Source organism: Arthrospiribacter ruber (assembly GCF_019343195.1).
Classification (GTDB): Bacteria; Bacteroidota; Bacteroidia; order Cytophagales; family Cyclobacteriaceae; genus Arthrospiribacter; species Arthrospiribacter ruber.
Window position 1 is genome coordinate 283448 of record NZ_RPHB01000007.1, and the last position, 18794, is coordinate 302241.

The 18794-nt window shown below is 40.6% G+C and carries 22 protein-coding genes; 15 read left to right on the top strand and 7 right to left on the bottom strand.

Translation table 11 applies throughout. The features are described from left to right. Positions 1–82 precede the first annotated feature (82 nt). The gene (locus EGN73_RS15875; RefSeq protein ID WP_246611614.1) at positions 83–628 is read left to right on the top strand and encodes an RNA methyltransferase; all 546 of its coding nucleotides are present in this window, start codon (positions 83–85) and stop codon (positions 626–628) included. Positions 629–675: 47 nt separating this feature from the next. On the opposite strand, the gene EGN73_RS15880 is transcribed toward EGN73_RS15875, so the two are convergent. Beyond that, complete coding sequence (locus tag EGN73_RS15880; RefSeq protein ID WP_219292033.1) at positions 676–1053, bottom strand: hypothetical protein; 378 nt, start codon at positions 1051–1053, stop codon at positions 676–678. Between the two features lie 79 nt (positions 1054–1132). On the opposite strand from EGN73_RS15880, the gene EGN73_RS15885 reads away from it, so the two are divergent. Further along, on the top strand, positions 1133–1468 hold the full coding sequence (locus EGN73_RS15885; protein ID WP_219292035.1) for a tRNA-binding protein: 336 nt from the start codon (positions 1133–1135) through the stop codon (positions 1466–1468). A 116-nt stretch (positions 1469–1584) separates the two neighbouring features. Here EGN73_RS15885 and EGN73_RS15890 read toward each other — a convergent pair whose 3' ends face one another. Beyond that, positions 1585–1908, bottom strand: coding sequence for a Rieske (2Fe-2S) protein (locus EGN73_RS15890; RefSeq protein WP_219292038.1), 324 nt, complete (start codon positions 1906–1908; stop codon positions 1585–1587). A gap of 51 nt (positions 1909–1959) precedes the next feature. Between EGN73_RS15890 and EGN73_RS15895 the strand changes: the two genes are divergently transcribed. Continuing rightward, complete coding sequence (locus tag EGN73_RS15895) at positions 1960–2703, top strand: hypothetical protein (protein ID WP_219292040.1); 744 nt, start codon at positions 1960–1962, stop codon at positions 2701–2703. Positions 2704–2935: 232 nt separating this feature from the next. Here the strand turns inward: EGN73_RS15895 and EGN73_RS15900 are convergent, their stop codons facing one another. Beyond that, on the bottom strand, positions 2936–3526 hold the full coding sequence (locus tag EGN73_RS15900; protein WP_219292043.1) for a DNA-3-methyladenine glycosylase I: 591 nt from the start codon (positions 3524–3526) through the stop codon (positions 2936–2938). Between the two features lie 5 nt (positions 3527–3531). Next, positions 3532–3837, bottom strand: a complete 306-nt coding sequence (locus tag EGN73_RS15905) for a DUF4286 family protein (RefSeq protein WP_219292045.1) — start codon at positions 3835–3837, stop codon at positions 3532–3534. Positions 3838–3943: 106 nt separating this feature from the next. Between EGN73_RS15905 and EGN73_RS15910 the strand changes: the two genes are divergently transcribed. The 10 genes from EGN73_RS15910 to EGN73_RS15955 all read left to right on the top strand — a co-directional run bounded on the left by EGN73_RS15910 (position 3944) and on the right by EGN73_RS15955 (position 14409). Beyond that, positions 3944–4621 carry a carotenoid biosynthesis protein gene (locus tag EGN73_RS15910; protein WP_219292048.1) on the top strand — a complete coding sequence of 226 codons (678 nt, stop codon included), beginning with the start codon at positions 3944–3946 and terminating at the stop codon, positions 4619–4621. 46 nt (positions 4622–4667) lie between these two features. Beyond that, positions 4668–5114, top strand: a complete 447-nt coding sequence (locus EGN73_RS15915) for a sterol desaturase family protein (RefSeq protein WP_219292051.1) — start codon at positions 4668–4670, stop codon at positions 5112–5114. Next, positions 5111–6007: a MerR family transcriptional regulator gene (locus EGN73_RS15920; RefSeq protein ID WP_219292054.1), complete on the top strand. Its 897-nt coding sequence runs from the start codon at positions 5111–5113 to the stop codon at positions 6005–6007. The genes EGN73_RS15915 and EGN73_RS15920 overlap by 4 nt, the downstream gene beginning before the upstream one ends. A 214-nt stretch (positions 6008–6221) precedes the next feature. Further along, on the top strand, positions 6222–6734 hold the full coding sequence (locus EGN73_RS15925) for an RNA polymerase sigma factor (protein WP_219292058.1): 513 nt from the start codon (positions 6222–6224) through the stop codon (positions 6732–6734). Between the two features lie 7 nt (positions 6735–6741). Then, positions 6742–8223: a phytoene desaturase family protein gene (locus EGN73_RS15930; RefSeq protein ID WP_219292061.1), complete on the top strand. Its 1482-nt coding sequence runs from the start codon at positions 6742–6744 to the stop codon at positions 8221–8223. Positions 8224–8244: 21 nt separating this feature from the next. Further along, positions 8245–9087, top strand: a complete 843-nt coding sequence (locus tag EGN73_RS15935; protein ID WP_219292063.1) for a phytoene/squalene synthase family protein — start codon at positions 8245–8247, stop codon at positions 9085–9087. A gap of 82 nt (positions 9088–9169) precedes the next feature. After that, positions 9170–10015, top strand: a complete 846-nt coding sequence (locus EGN73_RS15940; RefSeq protein ID WP_219292065.1) for a 4-hydroxy-3-methylbut-2-enyl diphosphate reductase — start codon at positions 9170–9172, stop codon at positions 10013–10015. A gap of 27 nt (positions 10016–10042) precedes the next feature. Beyond that, on the top strand, positions 10043–10750 hold the full coding sequence (locus EGN73_RS15945) for a fatty acid desaturase (protein WP_343207119.1): 708 nt from the start codon (positions 10043–10045) through the stop codon (positions 10748–10750). A 77-nt stretch (positions 10751–10827) separates the two neighbouring features. Continuing rightward, entirely contained in the window at positions 10828–13233 is a 2406-nt protein-coding gene (locus EGN73_RS15950) for a TonB-dependent receptor (RefSeq protein WP_219292068.1), read from the top strand. 36 nt (positions 13234–13269) lie between these two features. Then, positions 13270–14409 (top strand): BamA/TamA family outer membrane protein, encoded by a 1140-nt coding sequence (locus EGN73_RS15955; RefSeq protein WP_219292071.1) that lies wholly within the window; start codon positions 13270–13272, stop codon positions 14407–14409. 18 nt (positions 14410–14427) lie between these two features. On the opposite strand, the gene EGN73_RS15960 is transcribed toward EGN73_RS15955, so the two are convergent. Then, entirely contained in the window at positions 14428–14895 is a 468-nt protein-coding gene (locus EGN73_RS15960; RefSeq protein WP_219292074.1) for a MaoC family dehydratase, read from the bottom strand. 119 nt (positions 14896–15014) lie between these two features. Here EGN73_RS15960 and EGN73_RS15965 point away from each other — a divergent pair, with 119 nt between their 5' ends. Both EGN73_RS15965 and mtgA read left to right on the top strand, forming a co-directional pair. After that, positions 15015–15836: a class I SAM-dependent methyltransferase gene (locus tag EGN73_RS15965; RefSeq protein ID WP_219292077.1), complete on the top strand. Its 822-nt coding sequence runs from the start codon at positions 15015–15017 to the stop codon at positions 15834–15836. Positions 15837–15839: 3 nt separating this feature from the next. Further along, on the top strand, positions 15840–16535 hold the full coding sequence (gene mtgA, locus EGN73_RS15970; RefSeq protein WP_219292080.1) for a monofunctional biosynthetic peptidoglycan transglycosylase: 696 nt from the start codon (positions 15840–15842) through the stop codon (positions 16533–16535). Here the strand turns inward: mtgA and EGN73_RS15975 are convergent. After that, positions 16532–18055: a GH3 auxin-responsive promoter family protein gene (locus EGN73_RS15975; RefSeq protein ID WP_219292083.1), complete on the bottom strand. Its 1524-nt coding sequence runs from the start codon at positions 18053–18055 to the stop codon at positions 16532–16534. The genes mtgA and EGN73_RS15975 overlap by 4 nt on opposite strands. Next, positions 18055–18792 (bottom strand): LPS export ABC transporter ATP-binding protein, encoded by a 738-nt coding sequence (gene lptB, locus EGN73_RS15980; protein WP_219292093.1) that lies wholly within the window; start codon positions 18790–18792, stop codon positions 18055–18057. Before lptB ends, EGN73_RS15975 begins: the two co-directional genes overlap by 1 nt. Between the last annotated feature and the right edge of the window lie 2 nt (positions 18793–18794).

Sequence of the window (18794 nt, forward strand, 5' to 3'; positions counted from 1 at the left end):
TACGCAATTGTTTTCTTTCTGCTATTTTTGAAAATTCTTAAAAGCCTGAAATTATAATATATCAAAAGGGAAACAAAACAGCATGAGAAAATTAAGTATGGAAGAGCTGAACAGGCTCTCAGTGGAGGAATTTAAATCTGTAGAAAAATCCCCTTTAGTAGTGGTTCTGGACAATATCCGAAGCCTCAACAACGTCGGGTCTGCATTCCGGACTTCGGATGCTTTTTTGCTCGAAAAAATTTATCTCTGTGGAATTACCGGAACTCCTCCCCATAGAGACATTCAGAAAACTGCCTTAGGTGCTACCGAATCTGTAGAATGGGAACATATGCCCGATACTCTTGAGGCTATAGAATTCTTGAAAAAAAATGGCTACACCATTTGTGGTTTGGAACAGGTTGAAAATAGTATCCAACTGAATGAATTTCAACCAAAAGCGCAGGAAAAATATGCGCTTGTGTTCGGCAATGAAGTTTTTGGTGTAGATGACAAAGTCTTAAAGGCCTGTGACTATATTCTTGAAATTCCACAGTTGGGAACCAAACATTCACTGAATATAGCGGTGACTATGGGAATCAGTATTTGGGATTTTGTTGTCAAACTCAAATGCCTTTCCTCAAAAGAATAAAAAAAAGAGGCCATAAGCCTCTTTTTTTGGATTTATTGGTATTTGCATTAATCTTCTTTGAATTTGTCTACTATATAGAGAAATAGGTTAAATGATAGTGTAGACATGTTTTCCTTTTTGATGTCTTTTTCACCACCATGTCTGTAAATAGGATTATCCCGTTTGTTCTGTGAACTGGGTTTCAATATTGCTTCGTCTCTGGTCTGAGAAGTAGAATTACTTCTAACTGAATTTTCTACTCTGGTATCATAGTTGGATTCAGGACTTTCATAAGAATTGTAAATGTCCGAATTCCTTGGAAGATCATTAAGCTGCCTTTCTCGGTCTGATTGGGCAAAAGATGCAAAACTCGCAAGGAAACAAAAAGTGACTGCTACCAAGAACTGGACTTTGTTTTCAGTTAGAATTTTGGATATCAATGACATGTCTGAAAGGTGGCTGTAGAACTTAGGTTAAACTTGGTTTTTACCGAAATGTTTCCAAATTTACAAAAAATAAATACCAATGCAAACGATTGACTTTAGTGATTTTCAGAAAATAGACCTAAGAATAGGAACTATCATACAAGTAGAAAATTTTTCAAAGGCCAGAAAACCTGCATACAAACTTTGGATTGATTTGGGTGATATAGGAATCAAGAAGTCTTCTGCTCAGGTCACGGCCTTGTATGGAGCTTCAGACCTTATGGGAAAGCAGGTGTTATGTGTGTGCAATTTCCCTCCAAAGCAAATAGCAGACTTTATGTCGGAGGTCTTGGTAACTGGATTTGCAAATGAAAATGGTGAAGTAGTATTGTCATCCATTGATTTCCCAGTGCCTAATGGGGCCAAACTTCATTGACGGACAATCAATATTGTCTGGGTTAACTTTTCCAAAGTTTAAATTAGTTTTCAGTGTTTAATTTTACTTTTATTCGAACTTTGGAAAAGTTTATATTCAAGTCCAAATAAAACATTTTAAGGAAGAGAAATTTTAAGTCCCTTTTCGGTGATATCCGCTTTGAAAACCTTCAAATCTCCACAATCCCCACTCCTGACCTGTCCTGTAGAAAGGTCAAAACGGTATTCGTGTAAGGGGCAGATTACCTCACTTTGCTTGTTAACCCATCCTTGACTGAGGTTCGCCATTCTATGGGGACAGTTAGTCTCGAAGACATAAAACTTATCTGAAATTCTGACTACACATACCTTCATTTGACCAAGTTGTACTACTTTAATCTGCTTTTCTGGCAGCATTTTTTCTACCTGCTCTTTGCTATCTCCTAAGGTAAAGGTTTTCATATTGGCATTATATATGGTAAATTGGTAGTATAAACCTAACATAATCATATCATGAAAAAAATATTGTTACTGCCATTGTTGTTTATAACGGGACTTCTATGGGCCCAAAATATTGAAGGGGCCTGGAAAATGACCCACAAAAACGGACAGCCTGTAGACGATAAAGAGTATGTCAAACTTTTCCAAGATGGATATTTTGCATTCGGGGCCAAAGAAAGTGAAAGCAACAAATTCCTCGGTGCGGGGGGAGGAGAGTTCTCCTTAAGTGGAAATGATTACTCAGAGACTTTGGATTTTTACACCTTTAATCCCGAATTTGTAGGAAATACCACAAAATTTCACATCACTATGGCCGACGGAAAAATGGTCATCACCACTGAAAAAGATGGTCAGACTTTGGTTGAAATCTGGGAAAAAATCGGGGAAGGAAGCGATGAGCTCACCAATAATTGGGTCTTTACTGGAAGGAAAAGCGATGGTGAGATTTCCAGAAGCACTCCAGGTGATAGACGTACGGTCAAAATCCTAACTGGTGGACGATTCCAGTGGATTGCATTCAATTCTGGCACTAAAGAATTTATGGGCTCTGGTGGGGGCACTTACACCGCAATTGATGGAATATATACCGAAACGATAGAATTCTTTTCCAGAGACGATTCCAGGGTCGGGGACAGTTTAAATTTTAACTACAGTATAGTTGACGGAGAATGGCATCATAGCGGCTTAAGCTCCACAGGGAACCCTATTTACGAAATATGGAGCAGATATAAAGATGCCTACAAACCAAAAAAATAAGCGAGATTAAGGAATATGGTTTTTAAGCTTTATGAGAAGAGGCTGTCTCATAAGTCAATGCTTTAATAAATTACCAAAAATTTATTTTGTTTGTAATCAGTAAAACTTTGTGTCTTAGAGCCTTCGTGGCATTTTTAGCCACAAAGCCACTAAGTCACAAAGGAATTGACTCTTAAGCAGAATTTTGTTTGGTTAATAAATCTGAAGATCAATTTATGAGACAGCCTCTTTTTTAATGCATCAGTTCCTTGTGACGGAAGCAAGTAACCAAATGATCATTAACCAAACCAGTGGCCTGCATGTGGGCATATAAAATGGTACTTCCAAGGAATCTAAATCCAATCCTTTTCATTTCCTTGGCAAGTTTGTCAGAAATGGGGGTTTTTGCAGGAACTTCCCCCATATTCTTGAAATGATTCTGAATTTGTATACCATCTACGAAATCCCATATAAAACTGCTGAATGAACCGTGCTTTTCTATGACATCCAAAAACCTCCCGGCATTGTTGACCGCAGCTTCAATCTTCATTCTGTTTCTGACTATTTCCGGATTTTGAATCAAGGATTCAATTTGGGAAGGAGAAAAAGAGGCCACTTTTTCATAATCAAAACCTGCGAATGCTTCTCGATACCCTTCTCTTTTTTTGAGAATGGTCGCCCAACTTAATCCTGCTTGGGCACTTTCAAGAACCAAAAACTCAAACTGCTTTCTATCATCCCTTACAGGCGATCCCCATTCTTTGTCGTGATATTCCCGGTAAAGGTCAAAACCTGTACACCAGGGACATCTTGCTGAATCATCGACTTTTATAATTACGGACATCCCACCTATTCTACAGTTTCCAAAAGTGTCCTAAACACCACAAACTTATCTTTGAACTTGTTGATGGCGTCCTGTTGGAGGGCAGGAGCAAATTCCCTTTGATACTCCATGAGCCTATCCATATTTTCTGCAAAATATTGAACGGAGTAATTTGCGCTGCCATCTTCAGAATCATGCATGATCCTGTAAAACTTGTTTTCCACAAATTTGCCGGTAGCTAACACATCGGGAATATGGGTGCTTTTCATCCAGGTTACCCACTCCTCCTCGTATTGCTTTTCGATATTTACCGTCACATTATATAATATCATTGAATATCAATTTATTGGTTATTTTTGTCGCACTCTACAGATAACAAATATAGGTTTCTGAAGTTAAAATTCAGATTAATAGAAAAATTGATTCTTACCCGATATCATGTCCCAGCCAACTCTCGCAAAAAAGAATACCGGTCTGTCTGCTATACTGAACAATAAATTAAGTCTTTTCCAGGCAATCATCAGCATATTTTATTTGGTTGGCGTTTTTGGGATGGCTTTTCCCTTAACAAGGCCCTACTTTCAGCTACTCACACCCTTTCACTTGTTACTGAACTTTGGCATCTTACTTTATTTCCGTAGAGGCTGGAATATGGCATTTATGATGTTTTTATTAATAGGTTTCATTATTGGATATGGATCTGAGGTTTTAGGAGTGCATACCGGATTTCCTTTTGGCAATTATTGGTATGGAGAAGCCTTGGGTTTTCAATTGTTTGAGGTACCCTTGATGATTGGGGTCAACTGGCTGATTTTGGTGTATTGCACCGGAAATCTCTTGGCCCATAAGATTGACAACGATTGGCTGGCCTCAGCTTTAGCAGCTTTGATGATGATGGCCATAGATGTGATCATAGAACCAGTGGCAGTTCAATTGGATTTTTGGAGCTGGCAAGGCGATGTCATCCCACTTTCCAACTTTATTGGCTGGCTAGCAGTAGCTTTCCTCATTCAGGTTTTCTACAGAAAATTAAATTTTCATAAGGAAAATGCAATTTCTTGGTATCTTTTGTTCAATTTAATCGCCTTCTTTGCTGTCTTGAATTTAATTCTTTAATACAAAAACAAATCTTAAACAATCTGAATACTTTAAAGTTAACCCTATGATGTATGCCATTCTCTTTGTGATCATTGGATTTGTAGCCATGGAACTATCAGGTTGGTTTATTCACAAATATATTATGCATGGTCCATTGTGGAGCATCCATAAGACACACCATCAACCTAACAAAGGGTTCTTTGAACTCAATGATTTGTTTTCATTACTCTTTGGGTCCGTTGCTGTACTGCTGATCATACTAGGAATAGGTGAGTTGGACTATAGGTTTTGGATTGGTGTCGGAATCAGCCTTTATGGATTACTTTATTTTGTGATTCACGATATGCTGGTGCATAGAAGGGTGAAGGTCTTTGAAAGACCAAAAAATAAATTTCTTTTGGGAATCTTCAAAGCCCACCAAGCCCATCATGCCACCAACAAGAAAGACGATGCAGTATCATTCGGTTTGTTTGTAGTGCCCAAAAAATTTTATAAACCAAAAGAAAAGTGAGTACCTATTCAATAAAGGATCTAGAACAGCTATCAGGTATCAAAGCCCATACTTTACGTATTTGGGAGCAAAGATACAATCTGCTTTCCCCAAAGCGTACGGATACCAATATACGCTATTATGATGACGATGATCTCAAGCTTATTTTGAATGTTGCGCTACTCAATGACAATGGATTTAAAATAAGTAAAATCGCCGGAATGTCCTCTTTGGAAATGAGAGAGGAGGTCATTAGACTTACCGAGAAAAATCTTACTTATGACGATCAGATCCATGCTTTGACGATCTGCATGATAGAAATGGATGAGGAAAGATTTGAAAAAGTACTTTCCACCAATATTTTGAAGATAGGTTTTGAGCAAACCATGCTCAATATTATTTATCCCTTTCTTTCCAAAATTGGAGTACTTTGGCAAACAGGAGCCATCAATCCTGCACAGGAACATTTCATAAGTAATCTTGTACGGCAAAAACTTATAGTTGCCATTGATGGTCAGGTCAATAAAGGTGGTGGGAAAAAATTTCTACTGTTTCTTCCTGAAGGTGAACTTCATGAAATTTCTTTGCTGTTCGCTACTTTCCTTATTAAATCAAAAGGACACAAAGTCATTTATCTGGGGCAAAGTACTCCAAAAGAAGACTTACAATTGGTTTATAGGCTGCACAGACCAGAGTACCTCATGACCGTCATCACGACTTCCCCTAATTCTCAGGAAGTCCAAGGATACATTGACTGTATCTCCCAGGAATTCAATGAGTCTGAAATAGTGATCTCTGGATATCAGATAGTGGGACAGGATCTTAGATTTCCAAAAAATGTAAAAGCACTCCATTACATAAGACAGATTAAAGAGTATTTGGAAGAACTGGAACAGGTCTTTCAGGAAAAATAATTAATCATTTTGAAATAACATTAAACAAGGTGAAGAAAATTTTCTTCACTTTTTTTTTGCTAAAAACCCAACTGAACACCTCATTAAAGCGTTTTTTAGGTATAACACTTTTACAATTATTAATTTTGTTTAAGAATTTGAAAAATAAATTAGACAAAAATTTTGGAGAATGTTTAATCTTTACTACATTTGATTAAACAAAAAACAAAAAACCATGACAACTCTAGAATTTAGTTACTCACTTCACAAGCTATCCAGCTCTTTGAAGCCTTTTGCGCTTAAATTGACAAGGGACATGGATGATGCCAATGACCTATTGCAAGACACTATGGTCAAAGCTTTCACCAACAAAGACAAATTTACAGAAGGTACCAATCTGAAAGCCTGGCTTTATACCATTATGAAAAACACCTTTATCACCAATTACCAGAGAATGGTGAGAAGAGGTACTTTTGTAGATACTACAGACAATCTTCATTATATTAATTCAGGTGATATCCTAATCGAAAATGGAGCATATGGAGATTTTGCTATGGATGATATTTATGAAGCCATTGAAAATTTGGATGATGTTTACAAGGTACCTTTTATGATGCACTATAGAGGCTTCAAATACCATGAAATTGCCGACAAATTAGAGATTCCGATAGGAACTGTTAAGAATAGAATTCATATTGCAAGGAAGCTTCTCAAAGAAGATTTACAAGTGTACAGACATAAAAATTAAAAATTATATGCCATCAAAAAAAGTGTTGGTGATCGGTTCCGGATTTGCCGGATTGTCAGCAGCCACACACCTGGCGCATCTAGGATATAAAGTAACCCTTCTAGAAAAAAATACGACCCCCGGCGGTAGAGCTAGAAAGTTCGAAGCCGAGGGTTTTGTTTTTGATATGGGGCCAAGCTGGTATTGGATGCCTGATGTATTTGACACTTATTTCGCCCATTTCGGAAAGAAAACCTCTGATTATTATGATCTGATCCGACTTGATCCTTCCTACACGGTAATATTCGGTGAAAATGACTTTATGGATATTCCGGCCGATTTAGGTCAATTTCGCAGTCTTTTAGAGTCAATTGAACCGGGTGTGGGACCAAAGCTGGATGAATTTCTTAAACAGGCTGCCTACAAATACCAAGTAGGCATTCAGGATTTGGTCTACAGGCCCAGCCGATCATTGATGGAGTTTGCCAGTCCCAAATTATTGGTAGACATGGTCAGAATGGACATTTTCCAATCCATGTCCAAGCATGTAAGAAAATTCTTTTCCTCGGAAAAGATCATAAGACTCATGGAGTTCCCAGTACTTTTCCTGGGAGAGACAGCCGCAAATATTCCAGCTCTTTACAGCCTTATGAATTATGCAGATATTGCTCTGGGAACCTGGTACCCTATGGGCGGTATGCACAAAATTATCGAAGGTATGGTTAGCTTGGCCAAAGAAAAGGGAGTCGAAATCAGACTCGATGCCGAAGTCAGCCATATACATGTAAAAGATGGCATAGCCCAGCATGCAACATTGCATTCCGGGGAGAAAATTTCAGCAGATATAATTGTAGCTGGAGCAGATTATCATCATGTGGACAGTCAGATGCTTGCTCCTGAATTCAGAAATTATGACGAAAAATACTGGGACAAAAGGGTCATGGCGCCGTCAAGCCTTTTGTTCTATTTGGGAGTAGATAAAAAGCTGGATAATCTCCGCCATCACAACCTGTTTTTCGATGAACCCTTGGGACCACATGCAGATGCCATCTACACAAATCCAAGATGGCCCGAGAAACCCCTTTTTTATGCCTCAGTACCCTCCATTACTGATCCAAGTGTGGCTCCTGAAGGACAGGAAAACCTGTTTCTCCTAGTGCCACTTGCCCCTGATCTGGAGGACAGTGAAGAGTTAAGGGAAAAGTATTACGATATAATTATGGACCGTTTGGAAAAACTATCTGGACAGGATATCCGAAACCATGTGGTGTACAAGCGGTCCTACGCTCACAGTGATTTCAAAGCCGACTATCACGCTTTCAAGGGCAATGCCTACGGACTGGCCAATACCCTGCTTCAGACAGCCATTCTCAAACCATCCCTTAAGAACAAAAAGGTGAAGAACCTTTACTACACAGGCCAGCTAACCGTTCCTGGGCCAGGAGTTCCTCCTTCCTTGATTTCCGGACATGTGGTAGCCAAAGAAGTGATAAAAGAAAACAATCTCTAGATAAATTTGTATATTATCCGTATGGATGCAATTAAGCTCTTTAATCAGACCACACTTGAGTGTAGCAAATTGATCACTCAGAGGTACAGCACCAGCTTTACCCTGGGCATCAAAACACTTGACAAGAAATTTCATTTGCCGATTTATGCCATTTATGGCTTCGTAAGGTACGCAGACGAAATTGTGGATACTTTTCATCAGCATGACAAAAAAACACTTCTAGAGCTATTCAAAGCTGATACCTACAAAGCAATAGAAGAAAAAATCAGCCTTAATCCGGTCTTGCATGCCTTTCAATTGATTGTCAACCAATACAGCATAGACCAAGAGCTTATTGAGGCATTCTTGGTAAGTATGGAAATGGATCTTGATTTCAAGACTTATAATGATTCCAGGTACCACGAATACATCTATGGCTCTGCGGAAGTAGTAGGTCTGATGTGCCTCAAGGTATTTTGTGAAGGCAATCAAGACCTTTATGAGAGTCTCAGACAACCTGCGTGCAAATTGGGAGCTGCCTTTCAAAAAGTCAATTTCCTAAGGGACATCAAAAGTGACTTTGAAGAGAGAGGTCGGGTATATTTTCCTGGTGTAGATTACAACAAATTCAACAAATCCGCCAAAACACTCATCGAGGAAGATATTCAGAAAGATTTTGATGAGGCTCTGGATGGAATAAAGCGTCTTCCAAAAGGTGCCATGCTTGGAGTGAAAGTAGCTTACCTTTATTACCTCAATCTTTTCAAAAAAATCAAAGCGCTGGAACCAGAAGTCATTACGCATCAACGGATCAGAATCCCTAACGCAAGGAAAATCTCCCTCCTTTTAGGTACATACTTCGGGTATAAGCTTGGATTAGGTTAAATCAAATTTGTTGATAAATGTCACTCCTTATTAAAGAACAATGTCAATTCAAACAATTCCCAAAGTCCAAAGTTTAAAGCGTATGATGAACCTTCAAGTACAAATCGATCAGCATTCCGGCTTTTGTTTTGGTGTGGTGTATGCCATTGAAATGGCCGAAGAGATACTTGATGAGCAGGGTTATCTATATTGCTTGGGGGACATTGTCCACAATGATGAAGAGGTAAATAGACTCACCAGTAAGGGCTTGAAAATCATAGACCACAAAGACCTCCACACCCTCTTCAATGAAAAAGTACTGATTAGGGCACATGGAGAGCCTCCTTCTACTTATGAACTTGCCATCAACAACAACCTTACCCTCATTGATGCTAGTTGCCCTGTGGTTCTGAAGTTACAAAACCGTATCAAAAATTCTTTTGACAAGCAGGAAACCATTTACATATATGGAAAGCATGGACATGCTGAGGTAATCGGTCTTCTGGGCCAAACCAATAATAAAGCCGTTGTATTCCAGGATATCAATGAACTTGATTTGGCATCCCTTCCCAAAAACATTACTCTTTACAGTCAGACGACGAAAAGCACAGATAAATTTTACGAAATCAACGACATATTAAGAGAAAACGGCATCACGGTAAATACCAATGATACCATCTGCAGGCAGGTTTCCAATAGAGACAAAGAACTTAGGGATTTTGCAGAAAAATTTGACCATATCGTGTTTGTCAGTGGTACCAAATCTTCAAATGGCAAGGTGCTATACAATGTGTGTAAAGAAAAAAACCAAAACACTTACTTTGTATCCAATCCCGAGCAGGTAGAACTAAACTGGTTTAAGCCAGGTGAGACCATAGGCATCTGTGGGGCCACTTCCACCCCGATGTGGCTGATGGAACAGGTAAAAGCAAGGATAGAAACTTTCTAGGTCAGAATATCTGCCTACATTTGTACTGTGTCTATTTCCAAAGCCCATATTGCCAAAGACCTTGATCCCAAAGGAATCATAATTGCCTTTACAGTCATCCTATCTTGGGCCATTTCTTTACTATTTCTATTGCAATGGAATTTTTCCTGGGATAATCCATTGACCTATTTGGCCATATTGATACAAATGCATCTGTATACAGGTCTTTTTATTACTGCGCATGATGCCATGCATGGAATCGTTTCTTCCAACAAAAAACTTAACCATTTCATTGGCTGGTTCTCAGCCCTTCTTTTTTCTTACAACTTCTACTGGAAGTTATATCCAAAACACCACGAGCATCACAGGTATGTGGCTACAGACAAAGACCCGGATTACCACGCATCTGGAAATTTCATTCTCTGGTATTTCAGTTTTATCAAACAATACGTTACCATTTGGCAGATCTTGTTGATGGCCGTCACTTTCAATATTCTCAAGCTTTTCCTTCCCACGGAAAACCTCATCCTATTTTGGATGCTTCCGGCCGTTTTGTCCACATTCCAGCTTTTTTACTTTGGCACATATCTTCCCCACAAGGGAGAATCAGACAATAAGCACCACTCCAAAAGCCAAAACAAAAACCATATCTGGGCATTTTTGTCCTGCTACTTTTTTGGATATCACTATGAGCACCATGATTCTCCGGGGACTCCTTGGTGGAGACTCTGGAGGATAAAAGAACAACAAGCATAAAAATCTCAAAAACCCACTCATTTTTTAAACAAAGCACAGTCTGAATTGATTTACAACTTATTGTTATCTACCCAGACATGAGAGTTTCGTTTATATTTATCTGCTTATTGTTTCATTCCTTTACATTGTTGGCCCAAGAAGGAGTCGTCAGAGGAAGAGTTTTTAACCCCATCAACAATGAGCCCGTTCCATTTGCCAATGTGGTGATCTTGAACACCGATTATGGTACCGTTTCGGATGAAGATGGCAATTATGAGATCAGAGGCATCAATCCCGGTCTCTACAATATCCGGGCAAGCTTCGTGGGATTCAGATCTAAAACAGAATTTGAAATTCAAATAACCAGGGCCAGTGCTGTACGGTTGGATTTTGAACTTAGGGAAGAAGCCTCAGACCTGAGTGAAGTGACCGTAGACGCCAAGTTTTCAAGATCCGACGAAACCCCAATCTCCGTACGAAGTCTCAACACCAACGAAATAGAGCGATATCCAGGGGGTAATAGAGACATCAGCCGGGTAATTCAATCCCTTCCAGGGGTGGCAAGCACAGCAAGCTTTAGAAATGACATCATCATCAGGGGCGGAGCTCCAAATGAGAATAAATTTTTCATAGAAGAAATAGAAGTGCCTGTCATCAACCATTTTGCCACTCAGGGTTCCTCAGGAGGTCCTGTAGGAATTCTCAATGTCAATCTTATCAAAAATGTAGACGTCATTACTGGAGGATTTCCAGCTGATAGAATGAACTCATTGAGTTCATTTTTTGAATTTGACCTCAAAGATGGGCGAAAAGACAAAATGTTTTCACAGGTAACCATTGGAGCCAGCGAATTTACCATTTCCAATGAAGGCCCCCTAGGCGAAAAAACCACTTACTTGGTGTCGGCAAGACAGTCCTATCTCCAGTTTCTATTCAGGGCATTGGGTCTGCCCTTTTTGCCTACTTTCAATGACTTCACCATCAAAACCAAGACTAAAATCAATGATAAAACCGAACTTACCTTTTTGGGAGTGGGGGCAATTGACCTTTTTGCGCTGAACTTTGATGCTCCACAAAACGAAACGGATGAAGAAAGGGAAAACCGCCTTTATCTTTTGGACAACCTCCCCATTTCTACCCAATGGAACTACACAACTGGACTAAAATTGAAAAGGTTCAGGGAAAACGGCTTCTGGACATTTATTCTAAGCAGAAATATGCTGAACAACCGTTCCTTTAAATATTTCCAGAACGATGATTCCAATCCGGCAAACTTGCTTTTTGATTATACTTCGCAGGAAAGTGAAAATAAATTCAGGGCTGAAAACAGTATCTTCAAAGGAAGAACTACCATAAAATATGGAGTCAATTATGAATTTGCCCGGTATTTTATCAACAACTTTGACAGGTTTACTCTTGCAGGTGAGGGAGGAGTGATTGAGGTCAATGACCAAAGTTTCTTTAATAGCTATGGAGCTTTCATTTCGGCCAGTCAGACTTCCAAAAATGAGCGCCTTTTGCTCTCAGGTGGTGTGCGGATGGACGGTTCTGATTTCGGACCTACTGCTAGCAACCCTCTCAATCAGATCAGTCCAAGGTTTTCTTTATCCTACCAGATTATCCCGCAGCTATTCTGGACCGGAAATGTGGGCATTTATTATCAAAAACCTCCCTACACAGCATTGGGTTTCAGAAACAATGAGGGGGAATTGATCAATCAACTCAATGACATCCGCTTTATCAGGTCTACTCACTTTGTGACAGGGGTAGAAAAAGTAGTTCCCGAAAAAAGCAGGCGCTTTAGTCTGGAAGGATTTTATAAGCTTTACAACAATTACCCAACCTCTTTGAGAAATGGTATAGCCTTGGCAAATCTTGGAGCAGACTTTGGAGTAATCGGCAATGAACCTGTCAACTCAGATGCAGACGGAAGGGCTTTTGGGATGGAATTTTTGGCCCAGCAGAGGCTATTCAATAATTTTTATGGCATCGCGGCGCTAACCTGGGTGAGATCAGAATTTACCAACCCAAATACCGTGGGGTTTGTACCATCAGCTTGGGACAGCAGGTGGATCGTAAGCCTTACAGCGGGTAAAAGGTTTGGAAAAGACTGGGAAATCGGTGCCAGATGGAGGTACTTGGGCGGTCTTCCCTATACTCCTGTGGATCTAGAGACCTCTTCATTGAGGGAAGTCTGGGACCTTAGGGGTCAGCCTGTTTTTGATTTTAACAGGATCAATGCAGATCGTTTGGCAGCTTTTCATCAATTGGATCTGAGGATTGACAAGCGTTACTTCTTCAACAAATGGAACTTCAATTGGTACATTGATATTCAGAATGCCTATAATTTTCGCGCTGAACAGCCACCTTTATTGGTTCCTGAAAGAAATCCTGAGGGAAGCCTGATAGTGGATCCCAACGATCCAAGCAGGTACCTTATGCGGTTGGTCAGCAATCCCGCAGGCACTATCCTGCCTACCATCGGAGTCATAGTGGAATTTTGATTAAGGAATCCGCTTAGATTCCTTAATTTTGACCCGATGAAAAAAGCTTTCCTACTTCTGTCCTTCTTTCTGGGACTACAGTTTTATACGTTTGCCCAAGAAGTGGACAATCCCGAAAGAAAAGCCGGCATGATGGAAAGCCTCTTTGATTTTGGAGATTCGGTTATTGATTTCATATCCGGAGAAAACTGGGCATTTATACCTGCAGTGGTGTATTCTCCTGAAACAAGCCTCGGACTTGGCGCCCGTGCCATTCGGGTGTTCAGGTACAAAGAAGATTCGGCATCCATCCTGCGTCCATCCACACTACCTATCACTTTTCTGTATACCCTCAACAACCAGACTATCCTAAGTGCAGAGTTAGACCTATGGGCAAGTGAAAACAGGGACTATCTCAATGCAAGAATTGAAGCATCCAATTTTCCTTTTCGGTATTTCGGTATAGGAAATGAGCCCCTGATAGGTGAAGGGGAATTCTATACCACCCGATACCTGTACTTCCATCTCAATTATGAAAGAAAAATTGCCAAGGGTATATACATAGGCCCGAGATATGAATTCAGAACAGATCAGATCAGGGACAGGGTACCGGGTGGAATTTTGGAAACCACACAGCCTTTGGGATTTGATGGGCAAAGGCTCAGTGGCTTGGGGTTGGTCTTGAACTATGATACACGGGATAATATTTTCCAGCCTACAAAAGGCTGGAACAACAGTTTTTCATGGATGGAATTTTCCCAGCTTTTGGGGAGCAATTTCGACTTTGGACAATATGTGCTCGATTTCAGGAAATACTTTCAAATCAATCAAAAACAGGTGCTTGCCCTCCAAAGCTGGTGGTCATTTACTTTAGGAAATGCTCCTTTTCAACATCTGAGTCTCATTGGAGGAAGCGACAGAATGCGGGGGTATTTTGAAGGAAGATACCGCGACATCAATGCCATGGTCCATCAGGCCGAATACCGGGTTCCTATTTATCGAAATTTTGGAATGGTATTTTTTGGGCATACCGGACAGGTAGCCAGCAAATTAGGTCAGTATAGTTTTGACCGGCTTCGCTATGGTGGCGGGTTTGGTTTTCGGTACAAGCTCAACCAAGAAGGGCTTAATATCAGATTAGATATAGCCTTCGGTGATCAAAGGGCCTTTTACTTTGGCTTGAATGAGGTGATTTAAAATCCTTTTATTGCAAGATCAGGAATTGAAATGGTACAAGAACACCAAAACGCCGGTAAATGCAGCCTTTCTTTGGTCTTTGATTTCCAGCTTGACATTGACCTCTGCTTTGATCGTGCCACGTAGATTGACCACGTTTTTCAGATTGGCATGAAGCCTCACCTCATTATTGACCAAAACAGCCTGGGCAAACCTGAGATTTTCAATCCCATAATTGACCATCATTTTGAGGTTTTTCACCTCTACAATCTGATCCCAAAGGTAAGGCACTAGAGAAAGCGTTAGGTATCCATGGGCAATGGTATCGCCAAATGCTCCTTCTGACTTGGCCCTTTCGGGGTCGGTGTGGATCCATTGGTGATCGAGCGTGGCATCAGCAAAAAGATTGATCTGTGGCTGGGAAATCTTATGAAAATCAGATGTTCCCAAATCCTGACCAATGAATTTTTCAAAGTCTTCGAAGCTCCCTATAGTTAACTGGCTCATATTTTCAGATTTTTAAAAAAATAAAGTTATCAAAAAAATGCTTATATGGGCATACAGAGATACATTTATACCAATATTTGAGTTTATAAATAGTACAGAAGCTAAACATAGGTGCTCTTATGAGTGGTAACAATCCGCTTTACAAATACATACATGGCTATCAGGAAGTCGAGCAGGAAAGGCTCAAGGAACAGGCTTCTGTCATAGAAAATCCAATTTATGATTTTATAGATTTTAAGGATGTAACTTCACTTTTGGAAATCGGAAGTGGTGTGGGTGCCCAGACTGAGATTCTTCTCAAAAGGTGGCCACAGCTTCAGATCACCGGGGTAGAATTTGAAGAAAAGCAGATTGCCAAAGCTTTGGAAAACATGAAGAAGCTGGGATATGGACGGGAAAAGGTGAAATTTGTCCACCAAGATGCCAAAAACCTTGATCTCCCAGAGCAATTTGATGGTGCATTTATCTGCTGGGTACTTGAGCATGTGTCGCAACCCATTGAGATTCTCAAGAGCATGAAGCCCCATCTCAAAACTGGAGCAGTGGTATCTATCACTGAAGTTTTCAATGCCACTTTCTACACCTACCCCGTCATGCCGGCCATCATGGAGTATTGGAAACTTTACAACGATTTTCAGATCAGTATCGGAGGAGATCCTCAAATAGGTGCCAGGCTGGGTGATTTGCTTGAAGAAGCCGGATATCATGACATTCAGTTGAGAAGCGGAGGATTTCACCTGGACAGCAGGCAAGCGGATGAAAAACAAAAAGTCCTGACATATTGGAAAAATCTCATGAGTTCAGGTGCTCCTTTACTGATAGAAGAAGGGGTGGTGACTGAAAAGCAGGTCTTGGCCATGCAGGAATCCATGGACCACCTGAGGTCTTTATCCGAATCAGTTTTTTATTACAGGTTTATTCAGGCGACGGCCTACAATTAAGGTATGAAAGCAATAAAGTGGATTTTTCGGTTGGTGCTCAAAATTTTCCTTTGGTTCTTTTTGATTTCTATTGGACTCACAATATTGTACAAGTTTGTACCCGTGCCTATTACTCCGCTGATGGTGATACGCTTGGCAGAGCAAGCCAGCGACAGTGAAAAATCCATGCGCTTATACAAAAGCTGGGTTCCAATGGATAAAATATCCCGGCACGCACCACAGGCCGTATATGCAGCCGAGGACCAAAAATTTATGGACCACAATGGCTTTGACTGGGAAGAAATGGAAAAAGTGTGGAAGGCCAACAAAGAAGGAAAAAGAGTAAGAGGTGCAAGCACCATTTCTCAGCAAACCGCCAAAAATGTATTTTTATGGCCCGGAAGAAACCTGTTTAGGAAAGGCTTGGAGGCATATTTCACATTTTTGATAGAACTGATCTGGGGAAAAGAGCGGATCATGACAGTCTACCTAAATGTGATAGAAATGGGTGAAGGAATCTACGGGATAGAAGCTGCAGCCCAGCACAACTTCAACAAATCTGCCGAAAAGCTCAACCGGAATGAGGCGGCCCTCATTGCAGCGGTACTGCCCAATCCAAGAAGGTGGACACCATCTAGACCTACTCCATATATTTTGGGCAGGCAAGCTTGGATCTTAAGGCAAATGAATAACCTGAAGCAGTTGGAAATGGGTGTTTAACTTCCTATGAAAGGCAATATTTCGTCCAGATATTCTCTTGTATTGGAAAGTCTTGGCACTTTGTTTTGTCCACCAAGTTTCCCCTTGGATTTGAGCCATTCCTGAAAAACACCGGCCTGTACAAAGTGGATTTTGGGAGAAGACAGAGCCAGGTCTTTGTACCTTTTGGCATCGTAGTCAGAGTTGATCTCTCTTAATGTATCATCCAAAACCTGGCAAAAACGGTCTTTATCATTTGGAAAAGTCTGGAAACCTACCACCCATTCATGTGCACCCTTACTTTTGGAATCACCAAAATAAACCGGAGCCGCAGTAAAGTTGGTGATAGTTGCTGAAGTGGCATCTGCTGCTGCCTGTATGGCTTTTTCAGCGTTTTCCACAATTACCTCTTCTCCAAAGGCATTGATAAAATGTTTGGTCCTACCTGAAATTTTAAACCTGTAGGGGTCTGTATTGGTAAATTTGACAGTATCTCCGATTTTGTACCTCCACAAGCCTCCATTGGTGGTAATCAGAATTGCATAATTTTTATCCAGCTCCACTTCCCACAGCGGGATTACTTTGGGGTTTTCTTTTTCCCATTCTTCCATCGGGATAAATTCATAAAATATCCCATAATCCAACATCAGAAGAAGCTCGTCCGAGCCAATTTCATCCTGAATCCCAAAAAATCCCTCTGAGGCATTGTAAGTTTCCATATACCGCATTTTCTCGGAGGGTATTAATTCCTTAAAGAGATTCTTATAAGGCCCAAATGCCACAGCTCCATGGAAAAAGACCTCAAGGTTGGGCCATACTTCCAGAATGTGCTTAGCACCTGTGATCTCAAGAATCCGCTGAAGCAAAACTATAGTCCAAGTAGGAACCCCTGAAATGCTGACCACATTTTCGTCTTTAACCTCCTGTGCCATGCGTTCGATTTTGGCTTCCCACTCACTCATCAAGGCTACTTCCAGACTTGGAGTTCGGGCAAATTGTGCCCAAAGAGGCAAATTATGCATGATCACTGCAGAAATATCCCCCACTTGACTGCTACTTGACCCATTGAGTGGATTGTTGGCGAGACTGCCTCCTATGGTCAGGCTTTTCCCTGTAAAAAGCTTGCTCTCGGGATAATTGTTGACATAAATGGACAACATGTCCTTGCCACCTTTGAAGTGGCAGTCTTCCAAAGACTCCTGCGTCACAGGTATGTATTTGCTTCTGCTGGAAGTGGTGCCAGAAGATTTGGAAAACCACTCTATATAGGAAGGCCAAAGCACATTCTGTGTCCCCTTCATGGTCTTTTCGATGTATGGCTTCAGTTGCTCATAATCATGGACAGGAACTTGTCGTGCAAAATCCTCATAGGAGGAAATTTTGTCAAAACTGTATTTTTTACCAAACTCAGTGTACTTGCCTTTTTCTATCAGTTCATCAAAAATATTCTTTTGGATCCTGAAAGGCTGATGCTTAAAATTTTCGATTTGCCCAATCCTGTTTTTCAGAATCCAGGTCATAAATGAGTTGACGACCTCCATCAGTTGAACACTTTACGTTTCAATTCAAAATGCTGTCCCAAATAGACCCTTCTAACCTGTTCGTCAGCAGCAAGCTCTTCTGCGGTCCCGGCTTTGAGCAGCTTGCCTTCAAACATCAGGTATGCCCTGTCAGTGATGGATAGGGTTTCGTTTACATTATGGTCGGTAATCAATATGCCTATATTTTTATTTTTTAGCTGGGCTACGATAGTCTGGATTTCCTCTACTGCAATAGGATCCACACCTGCAAAAGGCTCATCGAGTAAAACAAATTTGGGATCGACTGCCAACGCACGTGCGATTTCTGTCCTCCTCCTTTCGCCCCCGGAAAGCACCATACCTAAGTTTTTTCTTACATGGGTCAGACTAAACTCCTCCAAAAGACTTTCTACTTTTTCCTTTCTTTCGGTTTTGGACTTATTTGTCATTTCCAAAACAGCCATGATATTTTCCTCCACTGAGAGTTTCCTGAAAACCGAAGCCTCCTGCGCCAGGTACCCTATACCCAATTTAGCCCTTTTGTACATGGGTAGCTTGGTGATATTTTGGTTTTCCAAAAAAATCTCCCCCTCATTGGGCTGTATCAGTCCCACAATCATATAAAAAGAGGTGGTTTTTCCAGCACCGTTAGGACCAAGTAGTCCTACGATTTCCCCTTGCTCGACCTCTACAGAGATGTTGTTGACCACTCTTCTACCTTTGTAAATCTTTACCAGATTTTCTGCCCTAAGCTTCATCC